Annotated in this window: 22 protein-coding genes; 13 read left to right on the top strand and 9 right to left on the bottom strand. The window is 40.7% G+C overall.

Annotation, left to right across the window (positions count from 1 at the left end; all coding sequences use genetic code 11):
* Positions 1 to 78: 78 nt before the first annotated feature.
* The 4 genes from MUO14_RS10100 to MUO14_RS10085 form a co-directional block, all read right to left on the bottom strand.
* Entirely contained in the window at positions 79 to 1,029 is a 951-nt protein-coding gene (locus MUO14_RS10100) for a ring-cleaving dioxygenase (RefSeq protein ID WP_244755095.1), read from the bottom strand.
* A gap of 78 nt (positions 1,030 to 1,107) precedes the next feature.
* Entirely contained in the window at positions 1,108 to 1,824 is a 717-nt protein-coding gene (locus MUO14_RS10095; protein ID WP_244755094.1) for a YqjF family protein, read from the bottom strand.
* A gap of 81 nt (positions 1,825 to 1,905) precedes the next feature.
* Complete coding sequence (gene sda, locus MUO14_RS10090; RefSeq protein WP_244755093.1) at positions 1,906 to 2,049, bottom strand: sporulation histidine kinase inhibitor Sda; 144 nt, start codon at positions 2,047 to 2,049, stop codon at positions 1,906 to 1,908.
* Positions 2,050 to 2,067: 18 nt separating this feature from the next.
* On the bottom strand, positions 2,068 to 2,604 hold the full coding sequence (locus MUO14_RS10085) for a helix-turn-helix domain-containing protein (protein ID WP_244755092.1): 537 nt from the start codon (positions 2,602 to 2,604) through the stop codon (positions 2,068 to 2,070).
* Positions 2,605 to 2,898: 294 nt separating this feature from the next.
* Here MUO14_RS10085 and MUO14_RS10080 point away from each other — a divergent pair, with 294 nt between their 5' ends.
* Positions 2,899 to 3,510, top strand: coding sequence for a trimeric intracellular cation channel family protein (locus MUO14_RS10080; protein ID WP_244755091.1), 612 nt, complete (start codon positions 2,899 to 2,901; stop codon positions 3,508 to 3,510).
* A 69-nt stretch (positions 3,511 to 3,579) separates the two neighbouring features.
* Here the strand turns inward: MUO14_RS10080 and cysK are convergent, their stop codons facing one another.
* Positions 3,580 to 4,509 carry a cysteine synthase A gene (gene cysK / locus MUO14_RS10075; RefSeq protein ID WP_244755090.1) on the bottom strand — a complete coding sequence of 310 codons (930 nt, stop codon included), beginning with the start codon at positions 4,507 to 4,509 and terminating at the stop codon, positions 3,580 to 3,582.
* A gap of 211 nt (positions 4,510 to 4,720) precedes the next feature.
* Between cysK and helD the strand changes: the two genes are divergently transcribed.
* Positions 4,721 to 7,039, top strand: coding sequence for an RNA polymerase recycling motor HelD (helD, locus tag MUO14_RS10070; RefSeq protein WP_244755089.1), 2,319 nt, complete (start codon positions 4,721 to 4,723; stop codon positions 7,037 to 7,039).
* A 137-nt stretch (positions 7,040 to 7,176) separates the two neighbouring features.
* On the opposite strand, the gene MUO14_RS10065 is transcribed toward helD, so the two are convergent.
* Both MUO14_RS10065 and MUO14_RS10060 read right to left on the bottom strand, forming a co-directional pair.
* On the bottom strand, positions 7,177 to 7,815 hold the full coding sequence (locus MUO14_RS10065) for a YpmS family protein (RefSeq protein WP_244755088.1): 639 nt from the start codon (positions 7,813 to 7,815) through the stop codon (positions 7,177 to 7,179).
* 16 nt (positions 7,816 to 7,831) lie between these two features.
* Positions 7,832 to 8,755, bottom strand: a complete 924-nt coding sequence (locus MUO14_RS10060) for an SGNH/GDSL hydrolase family protein (RefSeq protein WP_244755087.1) — start codon at positions 8,753 to 8,755, stop codon at positions 7,832 to 7,834.
* A 181-nt stretch (positions 8,756 to 8,936) separates the two neighbouring features.
* On the opposite strand from MUO14_RS10060, the gene MUO14_RS10055 reads away from it, so the two are divergent.
* The 4 genes from MUO14_RS10055 (at position 8,937) to MUO14_RS10040 (ending at position 14,686) form a co-directional block, all read left to right on the top strand.
* Positions 8,937 to 11,219 carry an ATP-dependent DNA helicase gene (locus MUO14_RS10055; RefSeq protein WP_244755086.1) on the top strand — a complete coding sequence of 761 codons (2,283 nt, stop codon included), beginning with the start codon at positions 8,937 to 8,939 and terminating at the stop codon, positions 11,217 to 11,219.
* Between the two features lie 145 nt (positions 11,220 to 11,364).
* On the top strand, positions 11,365 to 12,093 hold the full coding sequence (locus tag MUO14_RS10050) for an SDR family NAD(P)-dependent oxidoreductase (protein WP_244755085.1): 729 nt from the start codon (positions 11,365 to 11,367) through the stop codon (positions 12,091 to 12,093).
* Positions 12,086 to 13,117 (top strand): S-adenosylmethionine:tRNA ribosyltransferase-isomerase, encoded by a 1,032-nt coding sequence (locus tag MUO14_RS10045; protein WP_244755084.1) that lies wholly within the window; start codon positions 12,086 to 12,088, stop codon positions 13,115 to 13,117. The genes MUO14_RS10050 and MUO14_RS10045 overlap by 8 nt, the downstream gene beginning before the upstream one ends.
* A 327-nt stretch (positions 13,118 to 13,444) precedes the next feature.
* Complete coding sequence (locus MUO14_RS10040) at positions 13,445 to 14,686, top strand: L-lactate MFS transporter (protein WP_244755539.1); 1,242 nt, start codon at positions 13,445 to 13,447, stop codon at positions 14,684 to 14,686.
* Positions 14,687 to 14,723: 37 nt separating this feature from the next.
* On the opposite strand, the gene MUO14_RS10035 is transcribed toward MUO14_RS10040, so the two are convergent.
* Complete coding sequence (locus MUO14_RS10035; protein WP_244755083.1) at positions 14,724 to 16,172, bottom strand: HsdM family class I SAM-dependent methyltransferase; 1,449 nt, start codon at positions 16,170 to 16,172, stop codon at positions 14,724 to 14,726.
* Between the two features lie 229 nt (positions 16,173 to 16,401).
* Between MUO14_RS10035 and MUO14_RS10030 the strand changes: the two genes are divergently transcribed.
* Both MUO14_RS10030 and MUO14_RS10025 read left to right on the top strand, forming a co-directional pair.
* Entirely contained in the window at positions 16,402 to 16,992 is a 591-nt protein-coding gene (locus tag MUO14_RS10030) for a biotin transporter BioY (protein WP_244755082.1), read from the top strand.
* A 60-nt stretch (positions 16,993 to 17,052) separates the two neighbouring features.
* Complete coding sequence (locus MUO14_RS10025; protein WP_244755081.1) at positions 17,053 to 18,099, top strand: PQQ-dependent sugar dehydrogenase; 1,047 nt, start codon at positions 17,053 to 17,055, stop codon at positions 18,097 to 18,099.
* Between the two features lie 51 nt (positions 18,100 to 18,150).
* Here the strand turns inward: MUO14_RS10025 and MUO14_RS10020 are convergent, their stop codons facing one another.
* Entirely contained in the window at positions 18,151 to 18,549 is a 399-nt protein-coding gene (locus tag MUO14_RS10020) for a hypothetical protein (RefSeq protein ID WP_244755080.1), read from the bottom strand.
* A 184-nt stretch (positions 18,550 to 18,733) separates the two neighbouring features.
* Here MUO14_RS10020 and MUO14_RS10015 point away from each other — a divergent pair, with 184 nt between their 5' ends.
* From MUO14_RS10015 to MUO14_RS09995, 5 genes are all read left to right on the top strand, one after another.
* Positions 18,734 to 19,174, top strand: a complete 441-nt coding sequence (locus MUO14_RS10015; protein WP_244755079.1) for a DUF6376 family protein — start codon at positions 18,734 to 18,736, stop codon at positions 19,172 to 19,174.
* Positions 19,175 to 19,331: 157 nt separating this feature from the next.
* Positions 19,332 to 20,432, top strand: coding sequence for a M24 family metallopeptidase (locus MUO14_RS10010; protein WP_244755078.1), 1,101 nt, complete (start codon positions 19,332 to 19,334; stop codon positions 20,430 to 20,432).
* A gap of 189 nt (positions 20,433 to 20,621) precedes the next feature.
* Positions 20,622 to 20,822, top strand: coding sequence for an alpha/beta-type small acid-soluble spore protein (locus MUO14_RS10005; protein WP_244755077.1), 201 nt, complete (start codon positions 20,622 to 20,624; stop codon positions 20,820 to 20,822).
* Between the two features lie 363 nt (positions 20,823 to 21,185).
* On the top strand, positions 21,186 to 21,539 hold the full coding sequence (locus tag MUO14_RS10000) for a lmo0954 family membrane protein (protein WP_244755537.1): 354 nt from the start codon (positions 21,186 to 21,188) through the stop codon (positions 21,537 to 21,539).
* Between the two features lie 27 nt (positions 21,540 to 21,566).
* Complete coding sequence (locus MUO14_RS09995; protein ID WP_244755076.1) at positions 21,567 to 22,208, top strand: PspA/IM30 family protein; 642 nt, start codon at positions 21,567 to 21,569, stop codon at positions 22,206 to 22,208.
* Positions 22,209 to 22,219: the final 11 nt, after the last annotated feature.

The raw sequence follows: 22,219 nt of genomic DNA, 5'->3' as shown, positions 1-22,219 counted from the left end.
AAAACTTTCTCCAAGGCCATCTTAAAGTGAAAAACAAAACCATCAAAAAATCCGTTCTACATGAACGGATTTTTTGATTTACTTATTCGTTTCAAGCGGAGTCAAATTTGTCTCTATTTGTTCACGCTTATGCTCTAGGAAAGGAGGCAAAGCTAAACTTTCTCCCAGATGCTTCTCGTCTTCATCTGTGGCAAAACCAGGTCCATCCGTTGCCAGTTCAAATAGAATGTGGTTTGGTTCTCTAAAGTAAAGGGATTTGAAATAAAAGCGATCGACCAGCCCCGAGTTAGGATAGCCAGCGCCTTGAATTTTATCTTTCCATTTCGCAAGTTCAGCTTCATCTTCAACGCGGAACGCCACATGATGAACACTTCCCCGCCCAGGTCGTTCGCGGTGTAATTCCGGATTAGCTTCGATGTGGACTTCCGCACCCGTCCCCCCTTCACCTGCTTCAAATACAATACGATCATCAAATGTTCCAACTTTACGGAATCCGAGGATTTCTGTTAGTACTTTTGCTGTAGGAGCGGCATCGGCAACTGTTAAATGGACTGGACCAAGTCCGTTAATTCCTTTCTCCTGTGGAATAATGGATTTGTCCCAGGCTGTGCCAGCAGTTACTCCTTCATTATTCTCATCTGATACAAGCGTCAATCGTTGGCCCTCGGGATCACGAAAAGCAAGCGTCTTTCTACTCATAGTTTCTTTAATCGGATCTTGGTCAACACCAAATGCGTCAAAACGATCTTTCCAATATTCTAACGCTTTATCATCCTGTACTCTTAGAGAAGTGGTTGAAATACTATGTGTACCGGGATAAGTCGTACCAGCCCGAGGTATTTCGAAAAAGGTTAAATCAGTACCTGGATTTCCTTTTTCGTCAGCATAAAATAAATGGTACATTGAATTGTCATCTTGGTTAACTGTTTTTTTTACTAAACGCATGCCTAAAACGTTTGTATAAAAGTCATAGTTCTGTTTAGCATTAGCAGTAATAGCAGAAACATGATGAATTCCTTTTATATTCATTTCAACAACCTCCTTTATAGTTGCTTAAATTAAATATCTCGATTTCAAGATATATAATACAATGAAGTATAAATTTTGTCAATTTGAGAAATCCTTGAGACCTACACGTTGAAAAGGAAAGATGTGAGTCTGCTGACTTTTTGAAAAATGCGTGACAGGTTTTTGTGCGAACCATTTGTTTGGGAGGGGAGTCGTCATGTCTTGAATAGAAATGTCTGCTGAAGCATGTTGAAGCTGCCAGCGTTTATGAACAATTGGGCCTTTATATACATACTGATTCCTTGTAAACCATAGAGTGTAGCGTTCTGTTAACCAGTATAGAAGGGAGCCGGGACTTGCAAGAAAAGGAGCATCAAGTGAATGGACACATGCGTGGAAGTGAGCAGAAGGATAACCATTGTGTGTACGTCTGCTCGTATAGTGTATCGTTTGAGTGGTTTGGTCTAATCGCATATTCGCATGGAGATAAGGCAGGTTAAACTGTCTTGCGAGAATAACACCTACAGGATGATTTGCATCTAACGATAGAAAATAGACACCCGGTTCTTCCTTATAGGTAACATATGTCCGCACGTTTAATTCCAACATATGATTGAAGTAGGGGAGTGGGGGCAATCCACGGAGCCGTATATGGTTTATGCGGAATGGAACAATGGCAAGCCAAGCAGATCCTCCAAATGTATCTATTGCAAACGGCTTTGGTACGAAAGGACGAATAATATGCGGAGGGATTGGCCAGTGGAAGAAGGTCAATTCTTCCCATTCTTGATAGATAGTCCATGGTTGCAAGTTCATAAAAATCACCTTTTTTATGATGGTTTACCCATCTTAGCTCATAACCATACAGAGGAAGGGGGAAGAAACTAATTATTTCACTTACTCGATACGGATTGTTTTCTCCCCTTCCCTTCTGTTTAGTTCTTCCTCGATTAGATCGATGAACTCCTCATCCAAACCTAATTCAACTGCTCTATCATAGGTAAGGTGAAGAATGCGTCCAGGTAATTGTTCTAAATTCAAGGTGAATTCCCCCTCGTCCTAAGGTAAAAGTTGAGTAGAAGTTGTAGATGCTCCAACCACTTTTCCGTCATCGTTATATAAAGGCTGGCCGAAAACGTAGTACTCAGTATGAGCGCTAGGTAAAGGGAATAAAATACGTTTGTGTACAGGAGATCTGGTTTCTATAACTTTGCGTTTCAACTCCATCAGTGCAGTAATTCCGTCGTTTATATTAGTATGGTCATCTCGTCTTCCTATAACCGTACTTGTATCGAAATCCGGATCCGGGTTAAACATCCATGTGTATTTTAACTCTAGATCACAATGAGCGACAATGATCGGAGAGTGGAGGAGGGCAATCTCAAACGGTTCACTTAAGTATTCCGAGAAAAACAAATATGGATTTACATGAAGAAAATTTGCGATTTGTGACGCTACCGCTATACTTGGGTTTCTAGAGCTCGTTTCTATTTGGGCATAATAAGCCCGATCAATAAAAGCTCCCTTGGCCACTTGCTGTTGTGTTAAGTTTCTTTCCTTCCTAAGTTGAATCAACCACTCTCTTATTTTAATCACACCCATACGTCATTAGTTAAATAATATTTCGAGAAATAGTTCGAAACTCCTTGTGGCAGTTTGCAACAAATTAGCCCGTCATTTGGAAACTTTGAAAATGGAGGACTGTTATTTTGAGAGAAGTCCATTCCATAGCCTTTGTATCATACCTTGTCCATCTTATTGGGAGGGGGCTTTATCAGTAGTAGTTTTTACCCTAAACTAAACAAAAGTAATTTAATCAGAAAAATTATTTTGTGCTAAAATATTCATTTGAGACTCATTTATACTGGTATAAAGGGGGAGTGCTGTAGCATGTCCTTTGAAACATTAACAATCATTGCCGTAAGTGCGTTTGCGTTTAGTGGGGCTATTGTGGCTCTAAGCGAGCGGTATGATATTTTCGGTACGTTCATGTTAGGTATTGCGACACCATTTGCAGGAGGGATTATTCGGAATATTGCCATGGATGTACCAGTGCTGCATGTTTGGGAACAGGGCCATTTGTTTTATGTAGCGATAGGAACGATTGCGGTCGTTTATTTCTTTCCAAAGAGGTGGGTGATGTTCTGGGACCGCTGGAACATCTATTTAGATGCGATAGGATTATCAGCTTTCGCTCTCCAAGGGGCGACCTTTGCGATCAATCATGATTTCCCGTTAGGAGGTATCATCTTTGCTGCAATTTTGACGGGGGTTGGAGGTGGAATGACGAGAGATGTACTCGCACAGAGACGTCCGATGGTTCTGCACCAAGAAATATATGCAGTATGGGCTATGGTCGTTGGATTGTTAGTTGGTTTAGAAATAGTCGATCTAGCAAGTTCTTGGCAAAAGTACACCCTGTTTGTCGTTATTATTGGATGTCGAGTACTTTCCTATCACTTGGGGTGGCACTTACGATTTCGTGATTTGTATCGGTTATAGGGAAGGCGGGTATAAATAAAACAAAAGTGAGCTCCTTTATCGAATGAAAGGGCTCACTTTATTGGTGAATTAATAACGGAATAGATCACCTGATAAATAGCGTTCACCAGTGTCGGGCGCAATCACGATGATAACGTCATCTGGATTTTTCCTTTTGGCTACCTCCATAGCCGCCCAGCATGCCGCTCCGCCTGAAGTTCCAAGCAACAGGCCTTCCTCACGGGCTAATCGGCGGGTAATCTCATAGGCATCTTCATCGGTAACCTGTAGAATTTCGTCCATTACGTCCATGTTTAAAATATCAGGAATGAATCCGGGGCTTGTCCCCACAAGCTTGTGCTTGCCGGGCTTTCCTCCTGAAAGAACTGGTGAACCTGAGGGCTCTGCCACATGAACGGTTAAATCTTTGTAGTGTTTCTTTAACTCTTCCCCTGTGCCAGTGATCGTTCCTCCCGTGCCTGCCGTTGAAATAAAAGCTGAAAGCGGTTTTCCAATGATGTTCATTGCTTCAATGATCTCTGGCGCTGTTGTGTGGCGGTGGGCGTCAGGATTGGCCATATTTTCAAATTGCATTGGCATAAAGGCGTTATCAATTTCCTTAACGAGCTCTTTAGCCTTAGCAATAGCTCCAGGCATTTTGGTGTCACCAGGTGTCAACACAATTTCAGCGCCGTAAGCTTTCAGTAGATTGATTCGTTCCTGTGTCATGGTATCCGGCATAACAAGGATAGCCCGGTATCCACGTGCAGCTGCGTTCATGGCAATTCCTATCCCTGTATTTCCACTCGTTGGTTCGATAATAGTGGAGTCTGCATTGAGATGACCATCCTGTTCAGCTTGTATAATCATGTTATAGGCAGCTCTATCTTTTACACTGCCGCTAGGATTTTGCTTTTCCGACTTCATATAAATAGTGGCCCCGCCCTCTGGTGTGATTCGGTTAAGTTTAACGAGCGGAGTATCTCCAATTAAGTCAGCGATGTTGTTTACGACACGCATGCGTTCACTTCCTTTTATATAACTTTGTAAAAATTGTATCATAACCTAATCATTTGCATAAAAAAAAGACACACTAGTGTCTGTGAATTGTTTTTCAGTTGCAAGTATGTTATTATCAAGAGTGGCGCTTGAATTTAAATATAATTACCCAAGTTAAATTTTACATGAGTTTGTGAAGTTTGTCAACTTTTTGCGGAAGGAAGATATCGCTATGACTCACGTGGATAATGAGTGGGACGTTGAGCAACAAAGAATCGCTGAAGTACGCAAGGTTATAGAAGCAAAAAAGAATCAGTTACTTAGAAGTGCCGATTCTCTTAAAGGGGATATTATCGATCTTAGGAAGAAATTCTGGGACGATGTAACCGTCAATTTTGATGAAGTCGATGATGCTGTTGAAACCTATGCAAGTATCAAGCAGCAGTCGGAGTTATTGTCAGAACGTGAAAGAAGTCACGGCCAATATTATAGGAGTAAAAAACTGCTTGATCGAATGGAGGACTCTCCATATTTTGGGCGAATTGATTTTACTGAAGATGGAGTAGCTAAAGAAGCGATATACATTGGCATTTCCTCATTGATGAATAAGGCGGAGGACCATTTTCTTGTGTATGACTGGCGAGCCCCTGTTTCAAGTATGTACTATGATTTTGAGCCTGGATCTGCCTACTACGAAACGCCTGAAGGCACCATTGAAGGGGCGATCGACCTTAAAAGACAATTTGTTACAGAAAACGGTATGTTAAAAGGAATGTTTAATACAGGGATTACCATTGGAGACTCTTTGCTGCAAAAAGTGCTCGGAGATCAGGCGAGTTCCCAAATGAAATCCATCGTAGCAACGATACAAAAAGAACAAAACGCGATTATTAGAAACGAAAGTAGTCAATTACTGCTTGTCCAAGGTGTAGCCGGAAGTGGAAAAACATCTGCCGCTATGCAGAGGGTCGCCTATTTACTTTATAGATACCGCAAGCAAATGAATGCAGATCAAATTTTACTGTTTTCACCAAACCAAATGTTTTCAAGCTATGTCGCGTCAGTCCTTCCTGAGTTAGGGGAAGAGCCAATGCAGCAATCAACCTTTCAAGAATACGTCTCGAAGCGCTTAGATGATGAATTTGATTTGCAGACACCATTTGAACAGCTGGAAAGTTCTTTAGCAGCTAAAGGAAGCGGCGAAGAATCTCACGAAAAAGAGGCAGTAGATTTTAAGTCAAGCGCTTCTTTTAAAATGATGATCGACAACTACCTGAAGCAATTATCTACCCATGGAATGAGGTTTAGAAATGTGAAGTTCCGTGGAGAAGTACGAATCCCTGCTGAGCGCATCGAGGAATTCTTCTATCAGTTAGATTCGGCAATGTCGATGGCAAATAAAGTAGACCTCGTTAAGGACTGGTTATTTAATCAGCTTAAGCATGTGGAAAGAGAGGAGCGAGCTAAGGATTGGCCGGAGGAAGAAGCTGCCTTGCTTAGCAAAGAGGACTATTTGAAGGCTTTTCAAAAGTTGGAACAAAATCATAATTTCAATGAAGAGACATTTAATGATTTTGAAAAAGAGGAAAAATTGTTGAAGAAAATAATCGTTAGACGACGGATGGCCTCTTTGAGAAAAAAGATTGCAAACTACAAGTTTATCCAAATGGAAAAGGTGTATGAAGGTCTTTTTAATGAATCGTTCCCTCAGGTTAAGATGCAGCCAAAAAGCTGGAGTCAAATAAGTCAACATACGATCCAAAACGTACAAAAACGCTATCTTCCTGTAGAGGATCAAACCCCCTATTTATATTTGCAGGACCAGCTGGAAGGGCGGAAGGTGAATACCTCAATTCGCTACGTGTTCATGGATGAAGCACAGGACTATTCCGTTTTTCAATACTTATATATTAAAGAGATGTTTCCATCCGCTCAGTTCACGCTTTTAGGTGACAAACACCAAGCTATCTATACACACAACCTTGGAGGCATGACAATTCTAGATAAGCAGGTCCACAACGGGGAAGCGAAGAAAATGGAACTATCCAGAAGTTATCGTTCCACTAGGCCTATCGTGGAATTTACCAAACATTTATTGGTGGATGGAGCAAGTATTGAAGCCTTTAATCGAGATGGGCATTTACCGCGTCTGTGGAAAGTGACAGAGTTGGAGGAAGTTAAGGAAAGGATTATTGAAGTCATCCAGGATAGACAAAGAGAAGGCCATGAGACAATTGCTATTCTGTGTTATACACTTGAAGAAAGCAAACAAGCGTATCAATTAGTAGGAAAACAGCTTAGCGCTACACTGATATACAAAGAAACACAGCCATTCCAATCGGGCGTACTCATTTTACCTGTGTATTTTGCTAAAGGAATTGAATTTGATAGTGTTCTCGTTTACAATGCTACGCGTCAAGGGTACCAGGATGATGAAGGACGATTGATGCTATATACTGCCTGTACCCGTGCTATGCATGAACTGGATGTTCTTTATAATGAGAAAGAAAATTCCATCCTTTCAGAGATTCCAAAAGGGCTTTATATCTAGAAAAGCGAGACTCCCTGGCAATGGGAGTTTGGCTAGGTTCGGCACGTCCTGTACCAACGCCCCTCACGTCGTGTGGGGCCACCAAAATGAAAATATCGCAAAAAATAAAACCGCTGTTCCTTATAGGAGCGGCGGTTTTATTTTAGCTTTTCTTCAACGAGCGCTTGCGCAAAATTAAAAGTGTCATTCGGTACTGAGATACGGAAAGCCAACTGGTTTGAATTTAAGTTGAAACGGTCTACTGCTATTTTGAAGTTAGAAGCTGTATCCATTTGAGTAACAGCAACGTAAATATTTTCTTCATTAGGATGGACCCTGACCCATTCTGGAAATTTGTAATTTTCAGCTACATATTCCAATACTTTTTTATTAGGTAGGGGGAGCTTCCCAAGCGATATTCGCTCTTGTTCCAAGATCAGATCTCCATTTTCTTGAACGATAGGTTTTAACTCTAGCTTAATAGGAATTGTTTGCTCAAATGCTTTAATATTGCCGATGAGTGTGACGTTCCTATCTAGGGAGATCGAATAATCGAATATTGTTTGTGTAGAAAGCTCACTTAAATATTCATTAGCTAGCTGCTCAAGGTTTTGCTTTGTCGAAACAATTGTGAATTCCGCATCCGAGCTCTCCTCCTCAGGCTCAACGTTAACAATCTGATAGGAGGTTGGGAGAAAAACAAGTGAGAGAACCCAAAGGATGATGCCTAAATTAATAGCCCCCAAAAGGACAAAGGAGGACCTCCATTTATTTTTGAAAAACCAGCGTTTTAACATATGCATTCCACCTGTATTATTTCTCTATTTCTGGCCTGATCACTTCAAGTATCTGTTTGGCCATTTGTTTATATCCTTTTTCATTAGGGTGAAAATGATCCTGCTTCCATAAAAGTTCTTCTTCTCTTCCTGCAAAAATATCTTTAATTGGTATGAAGGTGGCCTGATCATATTCTGAGATTACCTCTTTGCCAATGCGATTCCATTCATTCATAATTTGCGTAAGTTGCGGAACGTTGTTGAAATACTCTGCGAAGGGGTTATATAAACCGATTAAATAGATCGGTGCATCTGAGTTTAATTCTTTAATACGCTCTATTATTTGATGGAGGCGCTTTTCATAACCTGCCTGCTCAGCAGCAAAATCTTCATAGTTCAAGCTAGTAAAGTTACTTTTTATTACTTTCATTACGTCATTTGCACCAATTGTAATTAAAACAATATCAGCTTCTTCAATAGATGAAGCCATTTCTTCTTTTTCCATTCGATCAAGCAGCTGATCTGTTCGGTTGCCACGTTTCCCAAAGTTTTCGATATTAATATTTCCACTATCTTCATTACTATTTATTGTCTCTTCTAGAATACCTACATATCCACCGTTGTCCGTGCGATCACCGACACCCTGAGTCAAGGAATCACCTATTGCTACAATTTTTAAATCTTCATGAACGAAAAGGTTTTTAGCACCTTCAATGACACTTGTAAAAACCTCTTGCAATCCTTCACTTAAGGTTCCTTCCTCCTGTTCATCGACAGGTTCCTCTTCATATTCCTTTTCTTTAGGGGATGGATTTTCCTCTTCTGTTTGCTTTTCTTTGGTGGCGGACTGGCTATTGTCTCCTTGGGATATGCTTTCCGTTTGATTAATGAAAGAAGCGAGTATCAGAATAAGAAAGATTAGGGAAAGAATAACGATAGCCAGCCATTTTAGTTTTTTCATAGTGCTATCACCTGTAGTTTTTGAATAAGTTCGCTTATGATTATTATATGATGTATTCACAGTTTAAGAAATATATAAGTTTTACATGTTATTATAACATGTAAACTTGTTATATAGATATTCGAAATTGGCTGACAAAAAATGTCGGTACATTGCCGATTTTGCAATAGGAGGTCTTCTCTTGGATCAGCAGATGAGCATATCAGTACGTGAATTAGTGGAATATGTATATCGAGAAGGTAGCATAGATAATCGCTTTCGTACGAATACAGCATTACAGGAAGGAACTGCAATTCATAAGGCTGTTCAAAAGGAATATAAAGAAGACGAAGAAAAGGAGGTCCATCTCGAGTTTGTGTATCAATATGATGAGCTTAAACTACGCATTCATGGTCGTTGTGATGGTCTTCTTAGAACAGAAAAGGGTCCTAAAATTGATGAGATTAAATCAACAGCAAGAGATATAGAAGCACTTACGGAAGAGAGCTTTCCCGTATATTGGGCACAGGCGAAAGGGTATGCTTTTATGTATTTGGAACAAGAGCAGTTGGATGAGATTGATGTGCAGCTGACTTATGTTCAGAAGCAGACAAAGGAAAAGAAGCGCTTTGTTCAAACATACTCCAAAGAAAAGTTGGCATCATTTATTAGGGAGACAGTTGAAGAATATGTGTCTTACGCCAGGATATTACTTCATATTCGAGAACAAAAAGAGAAAACAATCCCTGAATTAACTTTCCCATTTTCAAGCTATAGGGAAGGACAGCGTAAGCTCGCAGGGAGTGTATACAGAACAGTAAAAGAAAAACGAACTCTCTTTGCCCAAGCGCCAACTGGTATTGGCAAAACTATATCTACCTTGTTTCCAGCTATTAAGGCAATGGAAGCGGAGCAACACGAACGGTTGTTTTATTTAACAGCCAAAACGGTTACTCGTTCCACAGCGGAGGAAGCTCTTCAGTTGATGGAGACAACGGGTTTAATGTTGCGTTCTGTTACATTGACGGCAAAGGACAAGATTTGTTTTAAGGAAGAAACGATCTGTCAGCCCGACTATTGTGAGTTCGCCGACGGTTATTATGATCGCATTAATGGAGCGATTATTGATGTGCTTATGAATGAAACGCAAATAACACGTGCAGTTATTGAAGAATATGCAAGAAAGCATCGTGTATGTCCTTTTGAATTTTCATTAGATCTTACGGACGTTGTAGACGTAGTTGTTGGTGATTATAATTATATATTTGATCCAAGGGTGGCGTTGAAAAGACTCATGCCTGAACAAAAGAAGCAAACCACACTACTTGTTGATGAAGCACATAACTTAGTGGAACGTGCCCGGGAAATGTATTCAGCTGAGATCACCCGCGATTCTTATAGAAAAGTGGAAGAGTTGTGGGGAACAGAGAATGTCGAACTAGCTGAAGCTGCGAGGGCTATAACGAAGGATATGAATAGGGTTGATAATGGACAGAATGAAGCTGAATACAAACTTCAGGATGTACCAGGGCAGCTTGAAGAGAATTTGGAGCGGCTTATTAATAAAGCGGAACGCCAGCTTCGTGATCAGGATGCAGAAGAAGAGAAAGATGAATTGTTGCTTGAATGTTATTTTGCCACACAAAATTTCCTGAAGATCTTAGGTATTGTAGATGAACACTATGTGTACATTGGTGCAAAATTAGGGCAGGATGTGTCTATTAAACTCTTTTGTATTGATCCATCCTATGTTCTAAGACAAGCGGCAAAGCCGTTCCGCTCAAGTGTCTTCTTTTCAGCTACCCTATCGCCGTTTGGTTATTATAAGGATATGCTCGGCGGTCATGAGAAAGACTATATTCTCAATCTTCCATCTCCATATGCTTCAAGTCAAATGGAAGTGTCAATCGCCCCCTTATCGACGAAGTATAAAAACCGGGAACAGACGGCAGAACGTTTGGCTGCACTATTATATGAACAGGTGAAAAAACAAACTGGTAATCATTTATTCTTTTTTCCCTCCTATCAATATATGCAATTAGCTTATCAATATTTTCAAAAGTATCATGATATAAATACCGTCGCACAGGAGCAAGGCATGACTGAAGAACGGAGGGATGACTTCCTTGCCCAGTTTGTTAAGGGGGGAAGGCTTGTCGGTTTTGCTGTTCTTGGCGGGGTCTTTTCAGAAGGTGTTGATTTGAGAGGAGATCGCTTAAATGGGGTTGCTGTTATAGGGATTGGTCTGGCGCCACGTAATTTTGAACGGGAATTAATCAAATCATACTTTTCAAACCGCGGTCGAAATGGTTATGACTACGCCTATGTATTTCCTGGCATGAACAAGGTGTTACAGGCTGGGGGAAGGTTGATTCGTTCTGAACATGACTATGGTGTAATTCAGTTGATTGATGATCGATTCTTAACTAGAAAATATGTCAATCTTCTACCGGAAGAATGGAAAGACTACAAAATAATTAACTAATCTATTTCCCGGGAAATAAATTACGACAAAGGTCGTAAGGTTTCTAAGTATAATGTGTGAGAGGAATATACTTTGGTTGCATCATGTTTCTTTTCACTCCTTTTTCTATACTAAGTGTAACTTAGATGGAGAAGGGAGAATTTTTATGAAAAAAACGATTATGATTACAGGTGGATCAAAGGGGCTCGGGAAATCTTTAGCTCTCGGCTTTGCTAAGCAACAACATCGTATCGCTATTTGCGCAAGAGGTGAGCACGATTTAAGAACAGTAAAAGAGCAGGCAGAAACCTTGGGGGCAGAGGTGGTTGCATTAAAGGCCGATATATCAGACGCAACAGATGTAGAGAAGTTTGTTTCTATAGTTGAAGATCATTTCGGCAGTGTCGATGTTCTGATTAATAATGCTTCCATATTTGGACCAGGCCCGAAACAGCACCTTGATTATACCGATGAAACATTTTCTAACGTACTAAAAGTGAACATTATGAATCCGTTTTTAGTTACAAAACGGGTGCTGCCTGGAATGATTGCCAACAGATCAGGCTCAGTAATTAACCTAACGTCAGAAGCCGGAAGAACCGGCTTTGCTGAATGGGGTGCTTATGGTATTTCAAAGTTTGCTGTTGAAGGAATGACTGAAACTTGGGCGTCCGAGGTGGCAGAGTATGACATTAGAATGAATATGGTCGACCCTGGTGAAATGGATACAGCAATGCATAGCAGGGCTGTACCGGATTGTGATTACGACCTGGCAGCGCCAGAGGAAAGATTAGATGTCTTCTTCTACTTGGCTTCTGAGCAATCAAATAAGCATAACGGGGAACGGTTTGAAGCGGCAACCTTCATAAATAAGGCAGGGGTTCAAAGTGAATAAGACGAAGGTTCCCTTTCAAATTCCTGCTCATCTTCACGCTGCTTCACCTGCTGAATTACGTCAAGGTGAACGAGATAACGTAAAATTGATGGTGTTAGATCCTTTGACTGGACAAAGGAGGCATACAAACTTTCGTGACATTATTAATACTTTTCAAGCAGGTGATGTTCTTGTTTTGAACCAATCCAGGACAATTCCATCAAGTCTACATGCAACTGGGGCCCGTGGCGATGTCGAAGTACGGTTAGCTAGAAAAATAGATAAGCACAGATTTGAAGTTCTGTTAGTGGGTAATTCTTATGAAGAAGAGGAAAACATTTATTTTCAAAATGGTATCTTAGCGACTGTTGAAGGCAAGGGTAGCGAGCATCCCTTACAAGTACTGAACTTTAAACATGGCGGTATTTCGTTAATGGAATTTATCTATGAACATGGTTCTCCCATTTACTACGAATATATTAATGATCCGTGGCCTTTAAGTAAGTATCAAACTGTGTTTAGTTCTATTCCGGGTTCAATTGAAATGACCTCTGCGGGACGTGCTTTTACCTGGCGAATTCTTTCTTCACTTATAAGCAAAGGGGTTCATATATGCTATGTAACCCTGCATACCTCCTTAAGCTATTATGGAAATAACAAATGGCCAACACCATCGAATCACCCGGAGCTCTATTCCATTCCAAGAGAAACGGTTACCACTGTTAATGTTGCAAAAGCAGAAGGCCGTAAAGTAATCGCTGTAGGAACAACTGTTGTTCGTGCCCTAGAATCTGCGGTAAGTGAAGGGCGTTTAACACCACAGAAATCCGTGCCTACCCATTTGTATATTAATGGTAACTATTCTTTGGAAATAACAGATGCCTTGTTAACAGGGTTTCATGAGCCGGAAGCTAGTCATTTAGATTTACTGAAAGCCTTTATAAATGAAGACATTCTCCTCAAGGCTTACAATGAAGCCTTAAAGCAAGAATACTTGTGGCATGAATTTGGGGATATGAATTTAATTATGACAGGTGTCTCCTAAACAAACAGTACACCTATGAGCAGGTCGACTATAGAATTAGCCGTGTCCTGGGAGTCCAAGGTCGGAAGTAGCCATTTTGCGTTAGAATTATGGGAGCTTTCAAGGGTAAGTTTATCTCTCTTTGAACGACGGTTACAAATTACAAAGTGACAAGTTGCTTTTGTGGGGTCCAAAATAAAAAACATGGGAACGATGGATGCGTGTAGCTGTAAGGGTTGCAAGCATCCATCGTTTATATTTTCAGAAAATTTAGAGTTTAAAACTTTTGAAATAAGGTTAATACTTATATGTCAGAAAAAAAGGAGGAACATTATGGCAGATCGAAAAGTGAAAAATCGTTGGCTGATAGCACTATCTGCTGTTGGAATACATATATCCATCGGCTCTGTTTATGCTTGGAGTAATTTTACATCTCCATTGAGAGATGAATTTGGCTGGAATTCACAGCAAGTGCAGTTAACCTTCAGTATAGCTATTTTATTTTTAGGGTTATCTGCAGCGTTTTTAGGATGGTTTGTAGAAAAGTATGGGCCAAGAGTTGCGGGGATTACCGCTGCTATCTTCTTCGGAGTCGGAGTATTTGGTTCTGGATTTGCAATTAATTTGGGGTCATTATGGGCTCTTTACCTTTTTTATGGAGTATTAGGTGGTATAGGTCTTGGAGTCGGGTATATTGCTCCTGTTTCGACGCTAGTTAAATGGTTCCCAGACCGAAGGGGCCTTGCTACAGGTATGGCAATAATGGGGTTTGGTTTCGCAGCGGCGATCTCTAGTCCGATTATGGATTGGTTAATTGGTTCAGTCGGGATTGCGGCTACGTTCTATATACTAGGGGCCAGTTATTTCATTGTTATGATTTTGTCTTCTTTGTACTTATCAAAGCCCCCTGAGGATTGGAAGCCTAATGGATATGAGGAATTGGAAAACAATACAAAGAAGGGCAAGGATTTAGCCAACCTTCGAGCTAAAGAATCGTTGAAAACGAAGCGTTTTTATTATTTATGGATAATGTTGTTCATTAATGTGACGTGTGGAATAGCTGTAATCTCGGCAGCAAAGCCTCTTGCGGAAAACAGTGTAGGTTTAAGTGCTGGCGCCGCTGCGACTCTAGTAGGTGTGATGGGGCTCTTCAATGGTTTAGGCCGTATTGGTTGGGCAAGTGCTTCTGATTATATTGGCAGAGCGAATACGTATGTTGCGTTTTTTATCATTCAGATCGTCTTATTCCTCGTTCTTCCTTACACAAGTTCGGTTGCACTATTTGTCATTTTATTTGGACTTATTTACACATGCTATGGAGGTGGGTTTTCAACCATTCCTGCATTTATCGGTGATATGTTCGGTACAAAAGAGCTGGGTGCGATCCATGGTTATATTCTTACAGCGTGGTCAGCAGCAGGACTGGCGGGGCCGCAGTTTGCAGCTTATATGAATGATAAAACGGGAAGTTATGAAAGTAGCTTAATTTTCTTTGCAGGTTTGTTCGTCATTGCTCTGATCGTGTCGATTTTAACCAAGGTAGATATTAAGAAGAAAAAGCAAGATCTTGAACAGACAAAAGCAAGTTAGGAAAAGCAAAGGCTTGCAGTAGCCTGTGCTTTCCTAACTATAGCATTTCGATCAGCATGTCACAGAAGTATGTGACATGCTTCCTATTTTCGGGGGAGATGTGATAAACGTCAAAGATACTGTCGTTTATTTTTTGCTGGTGGGCTGAGAAGTCATATGACAAACACTTTTTCTTTTCTGAAACGATATGCTTTACTTGATTTGCAATGCATCTTTTCAACTGTGGAGGTGGTTCAATATAGGGAAGTTTTTTAATATATCCCGATGTAATCATATTGGTACGGTTCAGAACTTTACGGAGCATATACGTAGTCAAACTGCTGTTAAGCAGCCCTAATATATAGTAAAGATCTTCATCGTTTTCAGTGAAAAGATTTGTATTAACCCCAAATAAGCTGCCTGCAGGAAGGTATGAAGCTTGAAAGTCTATTCCCATAGAGGAGCAGGTAATTCCTTCACGATAAAAGTATTGTTGGTTACGAACGGTGAATTTAGGAATCGCTTGGCTATACTTTTTCCAGTTTTTATGGATGTAGTGTTTGGGCTCGTAATACCACCTATCACGAATGCCGCTGTTTTTATAAAAAGGAATCCATTCCTTATCTTTTGTATCAATTTCCCAAGGTTTACGTAAAAACACTTTATCATTGCCGGTCGAGATCCCTGTGCCCCCGTCTACTTTATCGGCTAGTGTATAGGCGGGAGTAATAAACAACGATAGGATTTCAAGAGGAACATTAATAGCAAAGTTGAAGTTAGGCATCTTGTGAAAATAGGATTGCGTCAAATATTGAACGCGCTCGCTTGGTGGTGTCTCATAATCATCGGTCGCGAGGCGATCTACTAATTTCATTTGATGTCTAGAGGCAGGTGCTCCTTTTTTAACTGTAATGATGGCTGTCCGAACATCAGCTTTACCGCTATGAAACAGCTTCCGTGGAGCGAGGATGACTCCTAGAATTTCTGTGTTTTTAAGTAGATACTCACGGAACCTCGTATAATAAACATTTGTTAAAAATGAATCCTGTACGATCATACATAGAATGCCATTCTCTTTCAATAATTGAAGACCTTTATAGATAAAGAGTGTGTACATATTATGTACGCCAATCTCTTTGAATTCTTTTTCAAGCTCGTCTTTATGTTCGCGGAAATATGTGCTTTGCCGTTTCGATTTATATGGTGGATTCCCAATAATAGCATCAAATAATTGACTGGGCCGTGCTTTAAGAAAATCCTGATGAGTAAATTGGACCTCAGATTCCTCAAGAAACACTTCAGGATCGATATCGTAGGCATGAATGTGTGAAGGATTTTGCCCGGCCTCTATCAACGATTTTACAAAAACACCATCCCCTGTTGAGGGATCCAATATAAGAGGGGGACGCTTATCATGTCTTATTTCTTGTAGTACAGTCTTAACCATATACTTAACGGTAGATATGGGTGTGTCATATTGTCCCATGGATCGCTGATAGGATAGCATGGATACTCCTCCGGTACTTTTTCAGTATACTTTACACCAAAATGAGGAAAAAGTCACCATATAATGGGTTTGAAGGAGGGCGCACATACACTTAGTTGACATTATCATGCAAAAATAAATGGTATGATAAGAGGTTTTAAAACATATGTTAACCTATTAATTTTTAAGTTGACATCATATACCTTCCTTCGCTATCTTAGTAATAGATATGTATAGAGGAGGAATAGAATTGCAGAAATCACGTTCAACTGCTTACGATATGACAATAGGAGCCTTATTTGTAGCGTTAATGGCAATTGGCTCAAATATTACCGCATTTGCACCTTTTTTATCGATCATGAACGTACCACTTACTCTGCAGACGTTTGTGGCCATTTTAGCCGGAATTATATTGGGAAGTCGTTTAGGTTTCTTCTCTATGTTTGTTTATACAGTTCTAGGTTTAATAGGTGCACCTGTTTTTGCAGGATTTAAAGGCGGGGTAGGGACTTTCTTTATGCCGACCTTTGGCTTTATCCTTTCTTTTATGTTTTTAGCTTTTGCCGTTGGAAAGATAGTTGAAAATCGGCGCACCTTTTCCATGTACATGAGTGCCTCCGTGGTAGGGTTACTAATAAATTTTATTGTTGGTGTGAACTGGATGTATATGGCACTTCAACTATGGATTGGTGAAGGTTCTGGCATCGGTTATGCGATTGCCTGGTCGAGTATGACACCATTTCTGGTGAAAGATTTAGCGTTAGCTGTTTTAGCAGCAGTATTTGCTTATAGGTTGGAAAAAGGTGTGCTTCACCGTACTCCTCTACGTAAAACGGCATAAGACATGCGCAGTTATCACAGCCCTGTTACAATGAAGATACCAATGCGTAGGGAGGCAGGTATGAGAATTCTAATGTGGCTGATGGTTGTATTGATGATGACCGCTTGTCAACCCAAAGAGGAATCGTCCAAGCAAGCACCTTCAGAAGAGACTGGTGACACTAAGGAAGTAGCAGCAAACCTGCAGTCACCATGGGATATCGAGGCAAACGATGGTACGATTTTTATAACGGAACGTGAAGGGCAAATCGTTTCGTTGACGGAAGAGCAAGGAGTAAGCAGAGCCAAGGTCGTGACGGAAAAAGGTATTAGCCAAATCGGTGAGGGAGGACTGCTCGGATTCAAGCTTGATCCAAACTTTAATGAAAACCATCAAGCTTTTGCCTACCATACCTATGAAGAAAATGAACAGGTTAAAAATCGAGTAATCGTGCTTACCTACGAGAATAGTCGGTGGTTAGAAACAGATGTGGTACTTGAGGATATACCAGGTGCGAACTTCCATAATGGCGGTCGTATTGAAATAGGGCCTGATCGAAAGCTGTATGTAACGACAGGGGATTCATTAAATGAAGATTTGGCACAGGATAAGGAGAGTTTAGCAGGAAAAATTCTTCGCCTAAACTTGGATGGATCTGTTCCAGAAGACAACCCATTCGAAGGCTCCTATGTGTATAGTTATGGACACCGGAATCCACAAGGGTTGGCATGGGACAAGGATGGGCAGCTCTACGCCTCTGAACATGGACCTGATAACTATGATGAAGTGAATAAAATTAATCCTGGTGACAATTACGGATGGCCTGACATAGTTGGGGAAGAAAATGCGGACGGGGTAGAGGGGCCTATTTATCAAACAGGTGAAAATACATGGGCTCCTTCAGGAATAGCTGCCTTCAATGAAAGACTTTACATCGCAACATTAAGAGGAACGGCTTTACGGACGCTATCATTTGGAGGTGAGAATCCATCTATAGTAGTGGATGATTACGGAAGAATTCGTGACGTTGAACAAATCGGTGAATCGATCTATTTTATTACCAATAATACCGATGGGCGAGGGAGTCCAGAGGAAGATGATGATCGCCTTATAAAGCATTCCCCTTGACTGTAGATAATCCAAGAATACTCCTTGTTTGGAGTGTTCTTGGATTATTCTTTATTCCTCTGAAATAAACTTGCCATGAACAAAAACCATGATGGCAAAAACAACAAAGGCAATTAATAAAATAGTTCCACCTACGATAAAAAACACGGTGTTAAATGTTCCCATGTCTCCAAAAGGTTTTGTGAAATATAACCACATTCCTGTCGTTAAGCCTAATACACCCAAAAAGGATGTCCATACATGAACCTTGGCAAGTTTAGAGTCTTTTGGAATAGAAAAGACTTTGTAATAAATAGCGAAGGCAAATAAAGACAGCCATCCCACAACAAGGATGTGTGCATGAACAGCGGTGAGTTGATAGCCGCCCCCTCCAGCCATGTGCGACCCCATAAAGGCACCGATTAAGGCATAAATTGCTGAAACTCTTACAAAAAATCGGGTACGATCCAATGGAAACCCCTCCAAATATTAATAGAAGCTTATGCTATTATATCGAAGCTAAAAACTAAAAGATACGAACAGATAAGGAATGTTGCAAAAGGTTCAAAAATGCTTCATTCTATAAACGAAGTTTTTGAATCTTTTTCTCAATTCATACGTATGATAATTAGTCGTGACACAAGGGGGAAATGAAGTGAAAAAGTTTTTAGTACTATCATTGTTACTAGTGGCTTTAAGTGGTTGTGGACTTATTGAGGAAGCAACGACCGGATTGCAATATACTGAGGATGTGACAGCATTTATTTCTGATGCTGAAGAGTTTTCCAATGACTTGCCTAATTTAATTGAGCAAGCTCAGAATGATGTGATTAGTTTTGCCGATGTGGAAGAACGCCTTCAAGAATTTCAAACTGAAATTGAAGAAGTGCAGGCACTAAATCCGCCAGAGCTTGCTGAAAGTATTCATAACGACCTTATGAATTACACCGACCAACTAGAAACGGGCGTGAATGAAATGATCCAAGCTGCCCAGGATCAAGTAATTAATATGGAGGCTCTAGAAAACTCTTCCCTGTTCCAAGCGATCCAGCAAATTCAGCAAATCCAGGAAAATATAAACCAATTAGGTGGTTAAAATGAGCATAATATATGCTCGTTTTTACTGGGTAAAACTTCCACCTCAGGTCATCCAATTTCTGGATGACCTGAGGTGGAAGTTTTATGGGATTTGGCTGAGGTACCCTTTTTGATATATGATGGGGTTGGAGATGAAACGAAGAAGGGATGATCTTATGGAACATAGATTGAATCGTTTTTCTAACTATTTAAAAGAGAATCATATTGATGTAGCTTTCTTAAATTCTAAAGAGAATGTCTTTTATTTAACAGGTTTTCAGACCGATCCGCACGAACGGTTGCTAGGCTTGCTTGTTTTTCCTGAAGCTGATCCGATCGCTGTCCTTCCTGGTATGGAGGCAGGTCAAATTCGTGATGCCGGCTGGACCTATGACGTGATTGGCTATGCTGATCATGAGAATCCTTGGACGATGATGGATGATAAGATGAAACAACAAGGGGTTCCTCAGCCAAAAACGGTAGGCTTCGAGAAGCAAGTCCTTTCCTATGGACGCAGTGAGTCATTACTAGCTCTTTTTGATGAAGTATCTGTCATAGATGTTGAGGGACAGCTTAATGAGATGCGCCTCGTAAAAGACGAGCAGGAAATCAGTATTATGCGTGAGGCCGCAGAGCTTGCTGATTTTGGTGTGAAGGTAGGAACAGAAGCACTTAAAGAAGGTATTACAGAAATGGAAGTTCTCGCGACGATCGAATATGAATTGAAGAAAAAAGGTGTCGCCGAAATGTCCTTTTCTACAATGGTGTTGTTCGGTGAAAAGTCTGGGCAGCCGCACGGAAATCCTGGCGACCGTAAGCTGGAAGCCGGCGATTTCGTTTTGTTTGATCTTGGTGTTGTCTGGAAGGGATATACATCAGATATCACTCGGACGTTTGCTTTTATGTCAATCTCCGATGAACAAAAGTCTATTTATGAGAAAGTTCATGAAGCCATTGAAGCATCGCTTTCCATTAGTAAACCGGGAACCCGTATTGGCGACCTCGACCAAACAGCCAGGGATATCATCACAGACGCTGGCTATGGCGAGCTATTTCCTCATAGAATCGGTCATGGTTTAGGGATCAACGTTCATGAATTTCCATCTATGAGCCATCTGAATGACGGGGTGCTGAAGGAAGGGATGACCTACACGATTGAACCAGGTATTTATGATCCAGCAGTCGGCGGTGTCCGTTTAGAAGATGACGTCTTAGTAACTGCGGATGGTTATGAAACGTTAACAAAAACTCCAAAGGAACTCCGTATAATCGAATAGCTGTTAAAGGCAGATATCCTAGACGATGTCAGGCTTTTTAGAAGGCTTTTTGATTTGATAGGATCAAGTTGTTCCTTCCGTTTAATGTGGATTTTGGTTGTATTTTCCGGGTGTATAAATATATTTTATCCAAAATATAAGTACTGAACAGTATTATACTGTTCCAATTCCCACTAGGGGTGATCAGTGATGGCAGACAACAATAGGAATGAATTGTTAGTGCCTGGTGCAGAAAATGCAATGGATAGTATGAAGGAAGAAATTGCAAGTGAGTTTGGTGTTAAGCTCGGAGCAGACACCACTGCGCGCGAAAACGGATCGGTGGGTGGCGAAATGGTCAAACGAATGATCAGTATCGCTGAATCAAGTATGCAGAACAGAAACAAATAGGAAGAAGAAAAGGGAACTCTTATTTCAGGAGTTCCCTTTTCTATTAGCCCAGGGATAGATCGGTTATTGGGCTAAAAAAGATTGGAAGACAACAGTATATAGTTCCGCGGCCACCGAGATGAAAGCATTAAGAGGAAACGAAATATGGATAAACGCATAATATGATGACCACATGATTGTAACGGACTTGCCCGATGAATCAAAGATCGCCTATTATGGCTGTTTGTTTTTATAAGCAAATATGGTTTTACCCATGCTATATAAGCCTCAAGTCGTAGTCAGAAATATATCTCTGGCTCATTACTGAGAAAGGTGATTCACCGTATGATAGAGATAAGAAATCAGCGAGGAGGGAAATAATTGATGAAAAAGTTTTTGCTGTTTATTGCAGGACTAGTTGCACTTGGTGTTCTCCTAGCAAACCTTGGTCCAATGGTTTTGTTAGGCGTCAGCGTATGGTTGCTGTATGTCGTCTTCAAGCAATTTATGAAAAGTGATTCAACTGCCGGAAAAATTGGCTGGGTCGTGTTAGGGCTGATTATCCTTAGTGTGGCGGTTTCCAACATCTATGCAGTCATTGGACTTGTTGCTGCTTATGCTTTATATGTGATTTATAAGAAAATGACAACGAGAAAGAATGATTCTGTGATCGAATCAAGCAGTAGTGACGATCCGTTCACGAATTTTGAAAGACAGTGGGCAGAGTTAAACAAATAACTTACTTAAAAAAAGGAGAGATTGATAATGGCTAACGTATTTACTCGCTTGAAGGATTCAATCACGTCAGATCTGCATGAGGCCCTCGATCAAAAGGAGCAAAAGAATCCGATCGCTATGTTGAACCAATATTTGCGTGAGAGTGAAAAGGAAACAGAGAAGGTTCGTAAGCTGGTGGAACGTCAATATCGTTTGAAGGACGAGTTCGGACGCGAATATCAAAAAGCTCAAGAGATGGCGGACAAGCGTAAACATCAGGCTGAAGTGGCTGAAAAGGCTGGAGAAGAGACGATGCATGCCTTTGCCGTGAAAGAACAGGAAGAATACGAAGCACGAGCGGAGCGTCTTAAAGCTTCCCGCTTGGATGCAATGGAGCAGCTAGAGACGCTTGAGCGTAAATATGAGGAAATGAAACATAGATTGAAGGACATGCATTTGAAACGGATGGAGCTGATGGGACGGGAAAATATCGCCCGTGCCCATAACCGGATGAATCAAGTCATTGAAGATACAGCGGACAAGCCTTATTCTAGATTTTCAGAAATGGACCGCTACATTGAGGAGTTGGAATACAAGGTGAACAGTGCCTATTATCGTAATACGTTTGACAGCAAGGTTGCTCAGCTGGAAAAAGATATGAAGAATACAGAGGACGTTACGGTTCAGTAGGAATCATGCTA

Origin of the sequence: Halobacillus shinanisalinarum (genome assembly GCF_022919835.1) — a bacterium.
Classification (GTDB): domain Bacteria; phylum Bacillota; class Bacilli; order Bacillales; family Halobacillaceae; genus Halobacillus_A; species Halobacillus_A shinanisalinarum.
Note: the sequence above shows the minus strand (reverse complement) of the source record. Positions and strands in the feature narration are given on the sequence as shown.

Coding starts and splice junctions, on each gene's coding strand:
- helD (WP_244755089.1), top strand. CDS start 4,721: ATGACTCACGTGGATAATGAGTGGGACGTTGAGCAACAAAGAATCGCT.
- cysK (WP_244755090.1), bottom strand. CDS start 4,509: ATGCGTGTCGTAAACAACATCGCTGACTTAATTGGAGATACTCCGCTC.
- MUO14_RS10010 (WP_244755078.1), top strand. CDS start 19,332: ATGGAACATAGATTGAATCGTTTTTCTAACTATTTAAAAGAGAATCAT.
- MUO14_RS10100 (WP_244755095.1), bottom strand. CDS start 1,029: ATGAATATAAAAGGAATTCATCATGTTTCTGCTATTACTGCTAATGCT.
- MUO14_RS10095 (WP_244755094.1), bottom strand. CDS start 1,824: ATGAACTTGCAACCATGGACTATCTATCAAGAATGGGAAGAATTGACC.
- MUO14_RS10035 (WP_244755083.1), bottom strand. CDS start 16,172: ATGCTATCCTATCAGCGATCCATGGGACAATATGACACACCCATATCT.
- MUO14_RS10060 (WP_244755087.1), bottom strand. CDS start 8,755: ATGAAAAAACTAAAATGGCTGGCTATCGTTATTCTTTCCCTAATCTTT.
- MUO14_RS10000 (WP_244755537.1), top strand. CDS start 21,186: ATGAAAAAGTTTTTGCTGTTTATTGCAGGACTAGTTGCACTTGGTGTT.
- MUO14_RS10005 (WP_244755077.1), top strand. CDS start 20,622: ATGGCAGACAACAATAGGAATGAATTGTTAGTGCCTGGTGCAGAAAAT.
- MUO14_RS10080 (WP_244755091.1), top strand. CDS start 2,899: ATGTCCTTTGAAACATTAACAATCATTGCCGTAAGTGCGTTTGCGTTT.
- MUO14_RS09995 (WP_244755076.1), top strand. CDS start 21,567: ATGGCTAACGTATTTACTCGCTTGAAGGATTCAATCACGTCAGATCTG.
- MUO14_RS10050 (WP_244755085.1), top strand. CDS start 11,365: ATGAAAAAAACGATTATGATTACAGGTGGATCAAAGGGGCTCGGGAAA.
- MUO14_RS10065 (WP_244755088.1), bottom strand. CDS start 7,815: ATGTTAAAACGCTGGTTTTTCAAAAATAAATGGAGGTCCTCCTTTGTC.
- MUO14_RS10025 (WP_244755081.1), top strand. CDS start 17,053: ATGAGAATTCTAATGTGGCTGATGGTTGTATTGATGATGACCGCTTGT.